This is a genomic window from Cognatiyoonia sp. IB215182, from assembly GCF_033963905.1.
GTDB lineage: Bacteria > Pseudomonadota > Alphaproteobacteria > Rhodobacterales > Rhodobacteraceae > Yoonia.
Genome location: NZ_JAXBMB010000004.1, coordinates 65271 through 82788, shown reverse-complemented (window position 1 = coordinate 82788; position 17518 = coordinate 65271). Strand labels below are relative to the sequence as shown.

Below are 17518 nucleotides of genomic sequence, written 5' to 3'. Positions count from 1 at the left end.
TCTCGGTCAGCATGAAACGACACGCTTATCGATCAACGCGCTTCGGCCAGATCGCGGCCTTTCTGGGTTGCGCGTTGTTGATCGCGTCCATCGCGTTTGTACTGTTTCCCCGGATCTTTGCCGCGCAAGTGCAGCGCAGTCAGGACGATGGTGCCGCGACACTACGCCTAGTCTCAGAGGCGATGGATCAAAGCCTCGCGCGCTTCTCGCCCCTTCCCACTTTGATTGCGAGCGATCCCGGATTTATTGCGCTGTTACGCGACAGTGCCTCGTCCGGTGTCGTGCCATTCATGAACGAAAAGCTGCGCAATCTGCAAAACCAGCTGGGCACAGCTGAAATCTACATTCTGGATACAGATGGATTGACAATTGCGGCCAGCAATTACCGCGAAGACACGTCATTCGTCGGCAGGAATTTTGCATTTCGACCATATTTCTCGGACGCGTTGTCGGGTCAGGCCGCGATGTTCCATGCGCTTGGCACCACCACCCTTGAACGCGGGTTCTACTTTTCTGCGCCCGTGCTGGACGGGATTGAGATTATTGGCGTGCTTGTGGTCAAGGTGCGGGTCAATGCCATTGAGACCACGTGGGCCGAAGCACCATTCGAAATCATTGTGGCCGACCCGCTGGGCATCGCGTTTTTATCGAGTCAACCCGCATATCGAATGCGGGCGTTGACCCCGCTTGCCGCCCCCAATCTAAGAGAAATCGCGCAAACACGGCAATTCCCCTTGGAGGCCGTCAAACCCATCCCGTTTTCTGCAAATGTGCTGGGCGAAGGGGCGGTGCAGGTCACGCTTGGCGATGACGAGGATGCGCTGGAATTCCTATCGCAAAGCCAGCCGCTGAACCTGCCCGGCTGGCATGCAATCGTGCTAAGCCCGCTGGAACCCGTCCGTGCACAGACGCTCCAAACCATCGTGTTGCTTTGTCTCTCTATCGCCGTGGTCGCGTTGATTGCGTTTATCCTGATCCAAAGGCGACTGCGCGCATCAGAACGTAGACGTGCGGAACAAGGCCAACGCGATACGTTGGAGGCGCTGGTGCGCGATCGCACGGCCGCCCTTGGTGCCGCGAACCAAAGCCTGGAGCGTGAGATCGAAGAGCGCCGCACGACCGAAGACATCCTGCGCCGGACCCAAAAGGACCTGGTGCAAGCCGGCAAGCTTGCCGCACTGGGGCAAATGTCCGCAGCACTTTCTCATGAGATCAACCAGCCTCTGGCCGCCGTTAAATCCTATGCCGATAACGCTGCCACCTATCTGCAACGCGGGCGTCTGGAAGAGGTTGGTACGAACGTGGCGCGGATTTCGGATATGACTGACCGGGTCGCCGCGATATCAAAGCACCTGCGCAACTTCGCCCGACAACCGGGTGAGACGCTGAGTGCCGTGCCCATCGCCGACGTTATCGAAGACGCGATTGCCGTGATCGAACCGCGTGCCCGGCAGGCGGGTGCCACCATTCATTTTGCCCCCCCCGACAGATCGCCTGCCGTCATGGCCGGGCGATTGCGGCTGCAACAGGTGGTGGTCAATATCCTTAGCAACGCCATCGACGCGGCAGAGGGAGCTGTGAAAAGGGATGTTATCGTAACCATAGAAGAGAATGCCACGACCGTTGCGCTTCACGTCCGGGATTACGGCGCCGGTCTGGATACAGCGCAGATGGAGCAGGCTTTCGACGCCTTCTACACAACCAAACCTCCCGGTGCCGGGCTGGGGCTAGGCCTTTCGATCTCGTACAATATCGTTGAGGATTTTGGTGGAAAGCTGAGTGCCACGAACAACCCGGACGGCGGTGCGCAGTTTACGATCAGCCTCAATCGGGCCGAACCTGCGGCGATGATTGCAGAGTGATGCCGATGGATGTCGTCTTTGTCGATGATGAGGAACATCTGCGCCTTGCCGCAGCACAGAGCTTTGATCTCGATGGCTTGAGCTGCGCCTGCTACTCCACGGCAAGCGCGGCACTTGATGCGCTTTCCCCTGAATATGCGGGGGTTGTTGTCACGGATATCCGCATGCCCGGTATGGATGGTTTGGCGTTGTTACATGCGATAAAGCAGATGGACGCAGAACTGCCCGTCATTTTGGTCACCGGGCATGGCGATGTCGAACTTGCGGTCGCGGCCATGAAGGACGGCGCATACGACTTTATCGAAAAACCATGGGCAGCTGAACGACTGTTGACCTCCGTACGGCGCGGCCTTGATCACCGGCGGCTCACCTTGGAGAACCGCGCATTGAAAGGACAGATCACGTCCGGCGATGCCATCCACGCGCGCCTGCCGGGCCGCAGCGCAGTCATGCGTGATCTGCGAACGCGGCTGGCTGAAGTTGCACATACGCAAACGGATATACTGATCACCGGCGATACAGGCACGGGTAAAGAGGTGGCCGCACGCGCGCTCCACGCTGCCGGTGACAGGGCGGCCCATCCATTTGTCCACGTCAATTGTGCTGGCCTACCGGAAACCCTGATTGAAAGTGAGCTTTTTGGATACGAGGCGGGCGCCTATCCTGGTGCCATGCGCGCGCGTATTGGCCGGGTTGAGCATGCGCATCGCGGTACGCTTTGCCTTGATGAAATCGACGATCTGCCGCTCAGTTTGCAGGCAAAGCTGCTCAACGTACTCGACAACCGCCACGTCACACGGCTTGGTGCGAATGAGCCCATTCCGCTTGACCTGCGGGTGATCACGATTTCCAAAACCCCGCTTGAGACGGCTGTTGCACAGGGTCGTTTCAGGCCCGATCTGCTTTATCGGCTCAATCCCGTCACACTGCACATGCCAAGCCTGGCCGAAAGGCGCGAGGATATTCCCGCACTTCTTGCGCACTTCCTGAACCAGGCTGCGACGCGCCATGACAAGCCCGTCCCGCATATCTCGCCTGAACAGCAAATCGACATTGCTGGGCGGGCATGGCCGGGCAATGTGCGGGAGTTGCGCAACTTCGCGGAACGTCTGGTGCTGGGCATTGGCGAAAGCGCCGTGAGCAACGACGTTGGCAACCTTGCGGTGAAGCTGGCCGATTACGAACGCGGGCTGATCGCCTCGGCCATTGCTGCGCATGGCGGGCGTCTGAAAGAGACCTACGAAGCACTCGGCGTGTCCCGAAAAACGCTTTATGACAAGATGAAGCGTCATGGATTGACGCGTCCTTTCGGCTCTGACGGCGGTGATGTGTAGAATTCTACACATCCTGTGCATCCAGAATCACCGTCTTCACCCATTCTTCGGCAAAAACCGTTCTCAGCCGATCAGAAAACCGTGCGGCCCCTTGCCCCCGCCGATTGCAGACCCATTATGACGCGCGTCCGACCCATTGGTACGGGCACAACAGTAAAGTCCATTTGGGAGGACACCATGAAATCAATCGTTAGTGCAGCCGTCGCTGTGACGGTCTGCGGCTCTATCGCGTTTGCAGACGGTCATGTAGACCGGACAGGTTGGCCGGAAAGCTTTACCGTTGGTACGGCATCACAGGGCGGCACCTACTTTGCCTATGGCTCTGGCTGGGCCAATCTTGTGGCAGAAGAGCTTGGTCTGACCGGCGGTGGTGAGGTCACCGGCGGCCCGATGCAGAATATGGCGCTGGTTCATACTGGCGAGGCGCAGTTTGGCATGACAACAATGGGACCGGCGGCTGAATCGCTGCAAGGGACCAACCCGATCGCGCCCGGTCTGCAGATGACCAATGCCTGCGCGATGTTCCCGATGTATCAGACGCCTTTCTCGGTGACCGCACTTTCCTCGTCGGGCATCACATCCATCGCGGATATCCCCGATGGTGCGCGTATCGGTTTTGGCCCTGCCGGGTCCACATCCGACACCTATTTCCCGCGCATGATGGAAGAGCTTGGCGTGAACTTTGAACGTCGTAACGGCGGTTGGTCTGACCTTGGCGGTCAGTTGCAGGACGGCCTGCTTGACGTGATCGCCTTTGCTGCCGGTGTTCCGGTACCTGCCGTGAGCCAGCTTGAGGTGCAAACGGATGTGAACATCATCGAGTTCACGGAAGACGAACAGGCACAAATCCTCGCGGCCTTCCCGGTTGCGGATTTCTCAATCGCTGCAGACACTTACACAACGCTTGAGGCTGATGCACGCTCTGTTTCCATGTGGAACTTCGCAATTGCGAACTGCGACCTGCCCGCGAGCTTTGTGAAAGCCGCGGTTGAAGTGGTGATGTCGGACAATGAGCGGATGGTGAACATTCACCGTGCGGCACGTTCCACACTGCCCGAGAACTGGGACAAGAACGGCGTTCTGATGTGGCATCCTGGTGCGGCTGAATGGTTCACCGAAAACGCCGGCGCGGATATCCCCGCCGACATGATCTTCGGCGGCTGATCTGCTTTATGCCCCGGCGCCAGGACTTGGCGGCGGGGCAAATCTTATGCGGCGCCCGGCGCTTGAATGATCGGGCGGCGCTTTCAGGGAGGGAAGACCATGACGGACGCCAATCGCGCGGACGGGCAGACCGATACGGTGCTTGCCGAGGGTATTGACGACGAACCGGTCGAAAGCAATCGCCGCATCTTTTCGGGAGGCACGCAGATCGCGATTGCGACTGTCGCCACGCTCTATGCGCTGTTTCACATGGCCGCGCTGAACGGTGTGTCGATCTCCGCCCTGACCGGGATTGAGGTTCCTTTCCTGCCGCAATTCCCGCTGGAGACATGGAACTTCCGCATCGTTCACATCGCGGGCGCGCTGATCCTGGGCTTCTTGCTGTTTTCGTCTCGCACTTTTCTAAGCGAGGGCGAAGGCCGTTCAGGTTACATCTTTTCTGGCGTGGCAGCACTGTTGGCGGCTTGCGCCGCTGTCAGCATCGTCACCGCCATCGGGTTTGCGAATGAAATCGCATCGGGCGATCTGCCGCAAATGGGGGGCCTCACGACATGGCCCGCCTTCGCTGGTACCGAGATTTACACGACCGAGGTCCGCTGGTTCGGTATTCCGCTATTGATCGCCACGCTCGGCGCCATTGTGCTGGGCTGGGTAGAGCGACGGGAACGCGGGCGCATCGCCGCGTCCGACATCGTTTTGTCATTGGCTGCCGTCGCGGTGGCCATCTATCTGGTGACAATTTATGGGACGGCCGCCCGCAACTCTGTCGGCACGCCTTTTGTGCCGGTCGGTGTGGCCTTCGCCGCCACAGCGGGCAGTGCGATGATCCTCGAACTGACCCGGCGCGTTGCCGGCCTGGCGCTGGTGATCATCACCGGTGTCTTTCTGGCCTATACATTCACCGCCCATCTGTTGCCGGGGATTCTGGCCGTGCAGAACCCCTATAGCTGGCAGCGTTTCTTCGGCCATGTCTATTCGGATGCAGGTATTCTGGGGCCAACAACGGCGGTTTCATCCACCTACATTATCCTCTTCATCATCTTCGCGGCCTTCCTGCAGGCGTCCAAAGTGGGTGACTACTTTGTCAACTTCGCCTTTGCTGCCGCGGGCCGCGCACGCGGTGGGCCGGCAAAGGTCGCGATCTTTGCGTCCGGGCTGATGGGCATGATCAACGGGACATCGGCGGGCAACGTGGTCGCCACAGGCTCCCTGACGATCCCGCTGATGAAGAAGGTCGGTTACGACAAACGGACCTCTGGCGCAATTGAAGCTGCGGCCTCGACAGGCGGGCAGATCATGCCGCCGATCATGGGCGCTGGCGCCTTCATCATGGCGGAGATTACCGGCATCCCCTATCAGGAGATCGCTATCGCGGCGATCATCCCGGCGATCCTCTACTTCGCCTCCATCTACTTCATGGTCGATTTTGAGGCCGCCAAGCTGGGTATGCGCGGCATGCGCGAAGATGAGCTGCCGAACTTCAAGCGGCTCCTCGCACAGGTCTACCTGTTCATTCCGATCATCATTCTGATCGTCGCCTTGTTTGTGGGTTATTCGGTGATCCGCGCTGGCACGCTTGCGACCGTGGCCGCGGCTGTGGTCAGTTGGCTGACGCCGCACCGGATGGGGATCAGATCGATCTTGAAAGCGTTCGAGCTGGCTGGTGTCATGTCGATCCAGATCATCGCGGTCTGCGCCTGTGCGGGCATCATCGTGGGCGTGATTAGCCTGACAGGCGTGGGCGCGCGGTTCTCTTCCGTTTTGCTTGATCTGGCAGCTGCATCGCAGCTTCTGGCACTTGTCTTTGCGATGTGCATCGCGATCCTGCTGGGTATGGGCATGCCGACGACAGCAGCCTATGCAGTTGCCGCTTCGGTCGTCGCTCCGGGCCTTGTCCAGCTGGGTATTCCGCAACTGACGGCGCATTTCTTTGTCTTCTACTTCGCAGTTGTTTCGGCCATTACGCCGCCCGTGGCCCTCGCGAGCTACGCGGCGGCGGGCATCAGTGGGGCGAACCCGATGGGCACGTCCGTCGCCTCATTCAAGATCGGCATCGCCGCGTTCATCGTGCCGTTCATGTTCTTCTACAATTCCGCGATCCTCATGGATGGAACCACGTTCGAAATCCTGCGCGCTGGCGTCACCGCGACGTTTGGGGTCTTCCTCTTGAGTGCGGGTGTGCAAGGCTGGTTCCTTGGCGCGCGATCGGTCTGGTATCTGCGGGTCGCGCTGTTTGCGGCGGCGCTTTTCATGATCGAAGGTGGGCTTGTCAGTGATCTTATCGGCCTCGGAACGGCAGCTGCGGTCTTTGCGATCCAGAAGGTGTTCCGCCCGAGCGCTGAAGGCGTTGCGGTGCCAGTGCGCGGTGCAGACTAGGGCTGCGTGGGCGGAGCGAGGGTTTTACCCTCACCCCGCCCTTTCCATGTCTCCCGGTCAAGCGGGTGCTGCCGCCATCTTTGCCTGTCTGGCGCCGCCAAAGAACACGTCATACAGGACGGGTGCCGCGACCAGAGTAAGGATTGAGGCGAAGGCGAGGCCGCCCATGATCGTTACCGCCATCGAGACAAAGAAGGCATCGCCCAGCAGAGGTATCATTCCCATGATCGTGGTTGCCGCCGCGAGCAGGACAGGTCGCAAACGCGAGGTGGATGCGGTCACAATCGCCTCGCGCAAGGCGGTGCCTTCGCGGCGGACGATGTCGATCTCTTCGACCAGCACGATGCCGTTTTTGATCAGCATGCCTGACAGGCTGAGAAGGCCAAGGAGTGCTGTGAATGTGAAGGGTAAGCCCGCGCCCAACAGCCCGATGGCGGCTCCGTTGACCGACATCGGAACCAACAGCCAAATGATCAGCGGTTGGCGGACGGCGTTGAAAAGAAGCACCGTGATCAGCACCATGATCAGAATGGTGATCGGCAATTGTGCACCCAAACTGGCATTGGCGTCGGCGGAAGATTCAAATTCTCCACCCCATTCCATCTTGTAACCAATCGGCAGCGACATCGCCTCGATCACACTGCGGATTTCGGCATGGACTTGTGCCGCCGTCATATCTGGCGGGATGCTGGCGCCCACGGTGATCGTTGGCACGCGGTCGAGGCGCCGGATGACAGTGTTCTGAGGCTCCAACGCGAAGCCATCGACAATCTGTTCAATCGGCAACAGCGATGATCCGTCCTGCGTGCCAAGGACCTGATCCATGATGCCCGCGTCAGAATCTGGTGCGACGCGCACGACAATGGGAATAGCGCGGTCGCCTTCGCGATAGGTGCCGACGGTCACACCATCGGTGGCAAATAGGATCATATCGGCCACGTCATCGCGTGAGATCCCAGCCGCTTGCCCCCGTTCGGTGACGTAGCGCGGACGCAGGACAAGCTCTTGCTCCCGCCAATCGATCCGTGGTGCCAGAATGTTGGCTGAGGCGTCTGTCATCAAAGCGATGGCCTGATCAGAGAGGTCGCGCAGCACCTCCGGGTCCCGACCAGAGAATCGCACCTCAATGGGGCTCCCACCGCCGGGACCAAAGACCAGCCGTTCCGTGCGGAACTCGCCCTCAGGCAGGTTCTGGGCGGCAAAGGCTTCAAGTTCGGCCTGCAGCGGTGGGATCTGATCAAGGTTCTCCGTGCGGATGATCAGATGGCCGTAGGCGGGGTTGGGCGGCTCTGCCCCATAGGTCAACAGAAACCGGGTGGCGCCCTGTCCAACAAATGTCGAGACGGCGACGACATCCTCATGTTCCGCCAGATAAGCCTCAACAATCTCCATCTGCTCTGCTGTGGCGGAAATGGGCGTGCCTTGCTGCATGGTGTAATGCACGAAGAAAAGCGGCGTGTTGGAATTGGGGAAGAACTGCTGTTTCACCATCCCGAAGCCGACGTAACAGGCGGCAGTCACACCAATCAGCGCGGCGAGGACCAGCCACCTTATATGCAGTGCGCCCCGCAACATCGCGGCGTAGCCCCGAAAGACAAGACCGCCATAAGGATCGCCAGCGCTCTCGCCGCCCTGCTTGAAGACGTAATGCCCAAGGAGCGGCGTTGCCGTGACCGCGAGCACCCAGGAGAGCAGGAGCGAAATGCCGATAACCGCGAAAAGCGAGAACATGAACTCACCGGTCGAATCCGGGCTAAGACCGATGCCCGCGAAGGCCATGATGCCAACGATGGTCGCACCCAAAAGCGGGATCTGCGTTTTTCCCGCGGCCTCATCCGCTGCATCGCGCGAGGACTTTCCGCGCGCCATGGCGATCTGCATGCCTTCCGCCACCACAATTGCATTATCAACCAGCATGCCCATTGCGATGATCAGTGCGCCAAGCGAGATACGCTCCATCTCAATCGAGAAGATCGCCATGAAAAGCAGGGTGCCGACGACCGTCAGCAAAAGCGTCGCGCCAACAACCAACGCGGCGCGCGGTCCCATGAAAAGTGCCAAAACCAGCACTACGATGCCGACCGACATGGCGAGGTTGATCAGAAATCCGGTCGAGGATTCATCCACGACCACGTGTTGCTGATAGATCGGGTGCAGTTCGACACCGTAGGGGATTTCGGTGGCAAGCGCGACCAGATGCGCGTCAACGCGGTTGCCCACATCGACGATATTTTCGTTGCTGGCGCCTGAAACGCCAAGGGTAAAGGCGGGCTGCCCGTTGAAACGAATAATCTGTGCGGGATTATCCTGTCGCCCCCGGCTCACCTCTGATATGTCGATCAGGTTCAGTAGCTCGCCGCCAATCCCGATGGTGAGTGCCGCAATCTCGCTGACGGAGTCAGAGCCTTCGGCAGGCTGGATCTGGGTCCGGGTTTCACCGGCATTGACCGATCCGGCGGGTGTGATGGAATTGGACGTGGCGAGCGCCTGACCGATGATTTGCGGGTCGATCCCAAGCTGTGCGCTCAGCGCCAGATCGGGCTCCACAAAGATCGCCTCTTCCGGAAGTCCGGCGATATCCACATCCGCCACGCCGTCAACGGTCAGGATTTCGCGCCGCAGGAACGTGGCGAGCTGGTGCCGCTCGGCATCCGTAAAGCCTTCGGATGTCACCGCAAAGAAGATGCCATAGACATCGCCAAACCCGTCATCAACAACGGGCGTCGTTGCCTCACTTGGCAACTCCCCCCGGACATTTTGCAGGCGTTCGCGCAGTTCCGTCCAAATCTCAGGAAGATCGTCACCGTTGATCGTATCCTCAACCAGCACATCAATGCGTGAAACGCCGGGCCGGTTGACGGACCTGATCTCGCTCACCTCGGCCATACGCTGAATGGCGGCCTCAAGCGGTTCGGTCACCTCAGTGGCCACCTGCTGGGCCGAGGCCCCGGGATATTGGGTGATGACGACCGCCTGCTTGATGGTGAACGCCGGGTCTTCAAGGCGGCCAAGGGCGCTGAAGCCCCAGATGCCGCCAAAAAGGCAAATCAGCATGATGATCCAGGTAAAGATCGGCCGGTCGATGGATGCGCGTGCAATGTTCATGATCGGCCCGCCTAGTTCGCGTAGCCGGCAAAGCGGCGCACGGTATCGCCGTCCGCCAGAACCTGCGCCCCGGTGCGCACAATCTCGGTGCCCGGCTCAAGCCCTGATGTGACCATGAATTCGCCGTCGCGGGTGGCTGTCACCTCTACCGCCACCTCGTTTACTGTGCCTCTTTCGTCGTCTGTGGGGACAAACTGCAGCACGCTGGTTATGCCATCATTGCCAATCCGGATCGCGGTGGCTGGCACCAAAAGACGGGGCACCCCTTCGTTCAAAGTTGCAAGCACCACAACCGAACTGCCCGGCAGCACATTGATGCCGTCAGGCCGTTCCATGCCCAGCGTGAGGCGGAATGTCTGCCCGATGGATGATGCCTCTGCATTGAATTCCCGGATTTCCAACGGATAGGTTTCATCGCTGGTTGGAAAGCGCGCTAAAAGCGAGACGGCAGCGTCCTGACCGGCCCGTTGGAACAAAACCTCAGGCACGTCGATATCGATGCGCAGCTCTGACATGTCATGCAACCGGACGACGGGTGTGCCTGCATTTGTGGTCGTGAAATTCGCGACATTGCGGCTCGCCACGAGGGCGTCAAACGGTGCAGTCAGCGTTGCGTTTTCCAGTGAATATTCAGCATTTCGCAAATCAACGCGGGCCAGCGCCAGCTGCGTCTCAGCGTCCTGTTTTGAGACTTCGGAAGCTGAATCCCCAAGGTTGTTGAGGCGGGTGAGTAACCGCTCCGCCTGTTCGACCTGCAACACGGCTTGTTGCTGTTGCAGCTCAAAGGGTTCGGTGTCGAGCTTGGCGATCAGGCCGCCCTGGGTTGTCACCTCACCCTCGGTCGCGGGAAATTCGACAATCTGACCGGAGACCTGAAAGGCCAGATCAACTGTCTGGCGTGCCACAATCTGCCCAAAGAATTGCCGGGTGATCCCGTTGGTGTTGCTCCCCACGACCATTAGCTTGGCGGGGCGCACGACGTCCTCTTGTGCCATGAGTGGGGTGCTAAGTGGCAGGGCGGCGACGGCAAGCATTGTGAGAAAGCGGAACATGACCGATCCTTGATGTCTTTTGCATTTCACAAGCACGCTGGTGCCAATGCTTGGATCAACGGCGCAAGACAATGGCCACGGTGCTTTCATGGTCAGTCTTGCAGCATCCGTTGGCGTCCGTCACGCACAAAAGTTAAGCAGGGACGAGGGGCTATCCCAGCTGGTGTTAACGCCCCATGATCCTCTTGCGCCGCTCTTGCATCCGTTCGTTGGCCTTGACCGTGCCGTCGTGGAAAGACCCGAACCACTTGTCCCACGGGATCTCAAGGCTGCCATAGTTACACTCAAAATACCGGTGATGCATCTGATGGTGGAACGTGCCCAGCGCCAGGCGGCTCTTGTCATTGACCAGAAGCCCCTGAAAGCCGGTATGCGTCGTGATCGCGGTTAGAAAATAGTATTGCAGGTGGAAGAGGATGTGCAGCGGATGCGCACCGACGAGGAGGTGCACAAACACTGAGCCGAGGAAAATGAACTGCTCAACCGGGTGCATCGACATACCCGACCACGGGCCCACATTGACGTTGCGGTGGTGCAGCGAATGAACGTGTTTGTAGAGAAACGGAAAGTGCAGCGCGCGGTGGATCACGTAGAAATAGAAGCTCTCCCAGATCGGGATCAGCAGGAAGATGGCGACGAACCAGACCGGATTGGCCTCAAAGGTGATAAGCCGCATATGGCCATTGGCAAGCGCCCAGAGCATGATCACTTCGAAAACGGTCCAGATCAGAACGCCGGTCCCCAACGTCCAGAACATGTTGTCACGCACCTGCCCGCCAAGCGTGAATTGCTTGCCGTTCACCATGAGCGGGCGCGGGTCGAACTTCAGCTTCTGGCCTTGCGCGGAATAGGTGTAAAACCACAGATGCAATGATCCGGCGACCAAAAGGGTCAGGACAATGTTGCGTGCATAAATCTGTACGATCCAACCAAGCTCGAAGCTTTGCATCGCCTCAAGCGGCGGCAGGAGCCAGATGTAGCAAAGAACAGCGATCCCAAGGATGATCAGCTTTTCGGTGATCAGAAACCAGGAGTTCCAAACCCATTTGGCCATCTCGACCGGGTTCAGCGGCCAGATGAAGAAGGGAGACGTCTTTAGCGGCACCTCTGGCAGGTGGTTCCATCCTTTGAGTTGCTCTTCAGACATCGCGCCATGCTCCCCTGTGATGGGCAGAGATTGACACATCGCCTTTCATGCAACAAACAGAATGATATGATGAATTACAACGGAAAAACAGCTTTAGAATGTCAGTGTCCCTGAAAGCCATGCGTTATTTCAACCTCGCCGTCGCGCGCGGCAGCATTGCGGAGGCTGCGGATGAGTTGAACATTGCGGCTTCAGCAGTGTCGGCAGCGATTGCGCAGGTTGAGGACGCATTCGGGCTCACGCTGATCACGCGGCAGCGGTCGCGTGGGATCACGGCCAATGCGAACGGTCGACTGATCGCCCAGAAATTCGCACGCCTGTTGGAGGAGTATCAGTCAATCCTCGCTGATGGGGCAGAACTGAAGGAGTCGCTCAGTGGCACTTTACGGGTTGGCTATTATGCGCCGGTCGCACCGGCCTTTCTGCCGCGCATCTTCTCCCAATTCCTTCCGGGCGACAGCGACGCCGTGCTGCATTTGCAGGAATGTAACAACGATACCGCGCAGGATGGGCTGCTAAAGGGTGATTTCGACGTCATCCTGTTTGTCGCAGAAGGTGCGCAGGCCGCGATTGACTTCGACGTGTTGATCAAGGCGCCGCCCTATTGCCTGCTCCCTACGGATCACGCATTGGCAGGCAGAACCTCAGTCAGTCTCGCCGAAATCGCAAAGGAACGGCTGGTGGTGCTGGACCGCCCCGTTGTCGCCGCCTACTACCAGCGCCTGTTTGAAAGCTTTGCGCCCGACATCACCATTGCCGCATTTGCAAATTCCACCGAGATGGTGCGCAGCCTTGTGGGTGCAGGACATGGCTGTGCGGTGCTGAACATGCGGCCGCTGACCGCGACCTCTTATGGCGGCGAAGGCGTGGTGGCTGTGCCGATCTCCGATCCACTTCCACCACTCACGCTTGCCATTGCCTACGACCGCACGCGGCCACGCCGCATTGTGCAGCATTTCGTCGATGCGTGCCGTGCGCATTTCTTTGAAGCCGGTACACATCAGTGCATTGTGCCGGGCCAAGCCTGATGACCTGAGTAGTGTGTCAGTCGATGACTTTTTCGTTGGTCGGCTTGCGCCCCTCGGAATTTCGTAGGACCACTCCGCCAAGTGAAAAGCGGGGGCACGATGCGCGCGGCAGATGTGATTGCAAAACGGCTTTATGACGAGGGCTGCCGCTGGGCGTTTGGCCTGCCGGGTGGTGAGGTTCTGACGCTTCTGGATGCTTTGCAAAAGGTCGGCATTCAGTTTGTGCTTTGCCGTCACGAGAACGCTGCAGGGTTTATGGCCGAAGGCACCTATCACCGGACCGGAGCGCCAGGGATCCTGTTGGCGACGGTTGGGCCGGGCGCGCTCAATGGGATCAACGTGGTCGAAAATGCCCGGCAGGACCGGGTGCCGATGATCGTGCTGACGGGCTGCATCGACCCCGAGACGGCACAGGTCTACACCCATCAAGTACTTGATCAGACGCGTGTTTTTGAGGGTATCACGAAGGCGAGTTTCACCCTGAACACAGGTGCGGCGCATGTGATCATCGACAAGGCCATCGGGATCGCGACAGAAGGACGGCCGGGTCCGGTCCATATTGATGTCCCCATTGCGGTGGCTGAAGCCGAGGCCACGGGTGAAGGCGTCTTGCGACCCAAGGCATTGCCCATGGCGCCCGCAGGTGACGGACTGACCGCAGCGCGGGACGCGCTGGCGCAGGCAAAACGCCCCCTGATCATTGCAGGCGTTGACGCCTTGTCGGATCGTGGGGCGGAGGCGGTGAAAGTCGCCGCAGAACGCCTCGGCGCACCGGTCATCACAACCTACAAGGCCAAGGGGCTGCTGCCAGAGGATCACCCACTTGCGCTTGGCGGAGCAGGCCTCTCGCCCAAGGCCGATGACGTCCTACTACCATTTGTGAAGCAAGCCGATGTGATCCTCGCCATCGGATATGATCCGATTGAAATGCGGATCGGCTGGCTGACCCCTTGGGATCCGACCGCGCAGACTGTCATCGATATCACGGCCGAAGCCAATCACCATTACATGCATCAGGCGACCTACAATTTCGTGGGCGATTGTGCCGCATCGGTTGCGGCTATTTTGCCCGAAACAGCTGGTGACGGCTGGCCGGAGGCCGAGGTCAAAGCCGTCAAAGCGACGCTGGCCAAGGCCTTTCCGCCTGGCGATGCATGGGGACCTGCGCAGGCAATCTCGGTCTGTCAGGAGGTCCTGCCGCCTGGCACTTTGGCCACCGCCGATAGCGGCGCGCACCGCATCTTGCTGAGCCAGATGTGGACCTGCGGATTTCCCCGCGCGCTGACGCAATCATCGGGTTTTTGCACGATGGGATGCGCTGTGCCCCTCGCCATGGGCGCGCAATTGGTCGAACGCGACCGGACAATTGTGTCCTTCAGTGGCGATGCCGGATTTCTGATGGTCGTCGGCGAACTCGCCACGGCGGCAGAGCAGAAATTGCGCACGATCTTTGTTGTCTTCGTCGATGCCTCGCTCGCGCTGATCGAACTCAAGCAACGTGGCCGTCAGATGACGAATGTGGGCGTTGACTTTGCACCAACGGATATGGCCGCGCTTGGTCGCGCTTTCGGCGGTGCCGGATTTACGGCCCGGTCAGCGGATGAACTGCGCACCGCACTCGCCCAGGCGCAAGTCGCTGAGACATTCAGCGTCATCGCGGTGGAGATTGATCGGAAGGCCTATGATGGCACATTCTGATGCCCCTGACGCCGCAACGACAGCCGGCGCCCTGAGCGGCGTCATCGTATTGGATCTGTCGCGCATTCTGGCAGGTCCCACGGCCACGCAACTGATGGGTGACCTCGGTGCAACCGTCATCAAGATCGAAAACCCCAAAACCGGTGGCGATGACACGCGCACATGGGGGCCGCCTTATGTCGAAACGATAGACGGTGAAAGCGACCTCAGCGCGTATTTCATAGCGGCGAACCGCAACAAATACTCAGTTTCTGCCGATCTTTCAACAGCCGAGGGCCAGGCGCTCGTCAAAAGCATTGCCGCTGAGGCGCATATCGTTGTCGAGAACTACAAGCCCGGCGGACTTGCCAAATACGGCCTCGACTATCCTGCCCTGCGCGAGATTAATCCGGGCCTTGTCTATTGCTCGATCTCCGGTTTCGGTCAGACCGGCCCAAACAAAGAGCGGCCAGGCTATGACCTGATGGCGCAGGGTTTTGGTGGCCTGATGTCCCTGACCGGTGACCCCGATGGCCCGCCGATGAAGGTGGGTGTGGGCATCGCGGATGTCATGTGCGGCATGTATGCCGCCGTCGGCATTCTGGCCGCTTTGCGCCACAGCGAGGCGACGGGCGAAGGACAGCACATCGATTTGGCCCTTGTGGATAGTCAAATGGCCTGGCTGATCAACGAAGGCACGAATTATCTCGTCTCTGGCCAATCCCCGGTCAGGCGCGGCAATGGCCACCCCAATATCGTGCCTTACAGCGTCTTTGCATGCGCGGATGGGCATGTCATCCTCGCCGTGGGTAATGACACGCAGTTTCAGGATTTTTGCGCCGCGATTGGCCGCGATGACCTTGGACAAGACTCGCGTTTTGCCACAAATCCGCTGCGTATCACGCATCGGGAGGCCATTGAGGCCGCGATTTCTGAAACATTTGCGAACATGACGCGGGACGAAATCCTCGTTTTGTTACAAAAGGCTGGTGTGCCCTGCGGCCCTATCAATGGCGTCGCAGAGGCGCTGACCAGCGATCAGGCTGTCGCGCGCAATGCTGTTGTGGAGATTCCTGAGCAAAGTACCGCCGCCGGTGTCGTCAAGCTGCTCGGAAATCCGCTGAAACTGTCAAAAACGCCCGTTGTTTACGCAAAATCACCACCGCGCTTTGGTCAGGACACAGAAAAGCTGGCAGAGCTTCTGGGCCGCAAGCCGCGTTGACCTCATCACGATAGGTTCAGAATTGATCACAACTTTGACGCCCCCCACCCTGCGGCTCGGCACATCGTATAGGTGTTTTCATGTCCGCGCGAGGCGGGCGTAGCAGAAAGATACCAGTTCATGCTTACAGATACCTGCACTTGTGAGACAAGCCTAAATGACCAAGACTCCATCGCCGCGTGGAATGGCGTTATTCATGGTGTCCTGTCGCATGGACAAGCCACTGGCGACCATCTGACCCGTTTGATCGCGTTTGCGCCCGACTTTGCCATGGGCCACGCGATGAAAGGATTGGCCTGCCTGATGCTGGGCCGGCGAGAGCTTGTGGCCGCTGCCGCAGATGCCAACAAGGAAGCAAAACGCGCCCTCGCCCTTGGCGGCGCAACCCAGCGCGAGAAGCTGTGGTGCATGGCGCTTGATGACTGGCTGCACGGTTCGCCGACACGATCGGTCAGCCGCATGGAAGCTGCCCTTGATCTCAATCCCGCCGATACGATCAGCATGAAACTGTCGCATGGCATCCGCTTCATGCTGGGTGACAATCAGGGCATGCTGCAATCTATTGAACGGGTGATCCCCGCACACGGGCCCGATCATCCGCTTTATGGCTACGCGCTGGGCTGTCATGCCTTCGCGCTTGAGGAGCGGGGCTATTACGCCCGCGCCGAACATGTCGGTCTGCACGGTTTGGAATTTGCCGCCGATGATGCCTGGGGCCTGCATGCCGTGGCGCATGTTTACGATATGACGCACCTGACGGCGCGGGGCATCGCGATCATCGATGACAATGCGGATGCCTGGAACCACTGCAACAACTTTCGTTTCCATGTCTGGTGGCACAAGGCCCTGCTGCATCTTGACCAGGGTGACATTGAGACGGTTCTGCATCTTTATGACACCAAGGTGCGCGACGAAAAGACGGATGACTACCGTGATTTTTCGAATGCAAGCTCACTACTGATGCGGCTTGAGTTGGAAGGGATCGATATCGGTGATCGATGGGTTGAACTGGCGGAATTGGCCGAGACCCGCGCCGATGATGGGTGCCTGACCTTTGCTGACATGCACTATATGCTGGCGCTGATTGGGGATGACCGCCCCGATGCCACGGCACGGATGAACGCGAATGTGGCCAAACATGCCGCAGGCGACGATGATATGGCGGCGGTGATGACCTCTCCGGGTATCGCCACATCGGAAGGGCTCGCCGCGTTTGGCGCGGCTGATTACCAGCGCGCCTTTGCCCACCTGAAAGCCGCGCAACCGCATTTTCAGAAGATGGGCGGCAGCCATGCCCAGCGCGATGTCTTTGAGCGCCTGACGATCGAGGCTGGTCTGCGTGCTGGACGTTTGACCGAAACGGGCGCGTTGCTGCAAGCGCGGACAAAACAGCGGGACGGCAATGAAGACGCATTTGCGGCCCGCCGGATGGCAGAGATTTCAAAGCTGCAATCGCTTTCCGTATCCTCTACAGCAGCCGAGTAAACGATGGCCCTTGCAGAGTCGCCTATGGCTTTAGCACAACCCAAAAGCTTGCCACCGCTCAGGGCG

Annotated in this window: 11 protein-coding genes; 8 read left to right on the top strand and 3 right to left on the bottom strand. The window is 59.2% G+C overall.

Going from position 1 to position 17518, the window contains the following annotated elements; all coding sequences use genetic code 11:
- Window positions 1-11 precede the first annotated feature (11 nt).
- The 4 genes from SLH47_RS09075 (at window position 12) to SLH47_RS09060 (ending at window position 6736) form a co-directional block, all read left to right on the top strand.
- Window positions 12-1862 carry a sensor histidine kinase gene (locus tag SLH47_RS09075; protein ID WP_320239165.1) on the top strand — a complete coding sequence of 617 codons (1851 nt, stop codon included), beginning with the start codon at window positions 12-14 and terminating at the stop codon, window positions 1860-1862.
- A complete protein-coding gene (locus tag SLH47_RS09070) occupies window positions 1862-3196 on the top strand; it encodes a sigma-54 dependent transcriptional regulator (protein ID WP_320239164.1) in 1335 nt (444 codons plus the stop codon). The genes SLH47_RS09075 and SLH47_RS09070 overlap by 1 nt, the downstream gene beginning before the upstream one ends.
- Before the next feature lie 177 nt (window positions 3197-3373).
- On the top strand, window positions 3374-4360 hold the full coding sequence (locus SLH47_RS09065; protein WP_320239163.1) for a TAXI family TRAP transporter solute-binding subunit: 987 nt from the start codon (window positions 3374-3376) through the stop codon (window positions 4358-4360).
- Window positions 4361-4459: 99 nt separating this feature from the next.
- Complete coding sequence (locus tag SLH47_RS09060) at window positions 4460-6736, top strand: TRAP transporter fused permease subunit (protein WP_320239162.1); 2277 nt, start codon at window positions 4460-4462, stop codon at window positions 6734-6736.
- Window positions 6737-6793: 57 nt separating this feature from the next.
- Here SLH47_RS09060 and SLH47_RS09055 read toward each other — a convergent pair whose 3' ends face one another.
- The 3 genes from SLH47_RS09055 to SLH47_RS09045 all read right to left on the bottom strand — a co-directional run bounded on the left by SLH47_RS09055 (window position 6794) and on the right by SLH47_RS09045 (window position 12040).
- Complete coding sequence (locus tag SLH47_RS09055; RefSeq protein WP_320239161.1) at window positions 6794-9841, bottom strand: efflux RND transporter permease subunit; 3048 nt, start codon at window positions 9839-9841, stop codon at window positions 6794-6796.
- Window positions 9842-9852: 11 nt separating this feature from the next.
- Entirely contained in the window at window positions 9853-10893 is a 1041-nt protein-coding gene (locus SLH47_RS09050; RefSeq protein WP_320239160.1) for an efflux RND transporter periplasmic adaptor subunit, read from the bottom strand.
- A gap of 166 nt (window positions 10894-11059) precedes the next feature.
- Window positions 11060-12040 (bottom strand): sterol desaturase family protein, encoded by a 981-nt coding sequence (locus SLH47_RS09045; RefSeq protein WP_320239159.1) that lies wholly within the window; start codon window positions 12038-12040, stop codon window positions 11060-11062.
- Between the two features lie 119 nt (window positions 12041-12159).
- Here SLH47_RS09045 and SLH47_RS09040 point away from each other — a divergent pair, with 119 nt between their 5' ends.
- From SLH47_RS09040 to SLH47_RS09025, 4 genes are all read left to right on the top strand, one after another.
- Window positions 12160-13068, top strand: a complete 909-nt coding sequence (locus SLH47_RS09040; RefSeq protein ID WP_320239158.1) for a LysR substrate-binding domain-containing protein — start codon at window positions 12160-12162, stop codon at window positions 13066-13068.
- A 99-nt stretch (window positions 13069-13167) separates the two neighbouring features.
- Window positions 13168-14766, top strand: coding sequence for a thiamine pyrophosphate-binding protein (locus SLH47_RS09035; protein WP_320239512.1), 1599 nt, complete (start codon window positions 13168-13170; stop codon window positions 14764-14766).
- Complete coding sequence (locus tag SLH47_RS09030) at window positions 14753-15967, top strand: CoA transferase (protein WP_320239157.1); 1215 nt, start codon at window positions 14753-14755, stop codon at window positions 15965-15967. The genes SLH47_RS09035 and SLH47_RS09030 overlap by 14 nt, the downstream gene beginning before the upstream one ends.
- A gap of 120 nt (window positions 15968-16087) precedes the next feature.
- A complete protein-coding gene (locus tag SLH47_RS09025; RefSeq protein WP_320239156.1) occupies window positions 16088-17452 on the top strand; it encodes a tetratricopeptide repeat protein in 1365 nt (454 codons plus the stop codon).
- Window positions 17453-17518 lie beyond the last annotated feature (66 nt).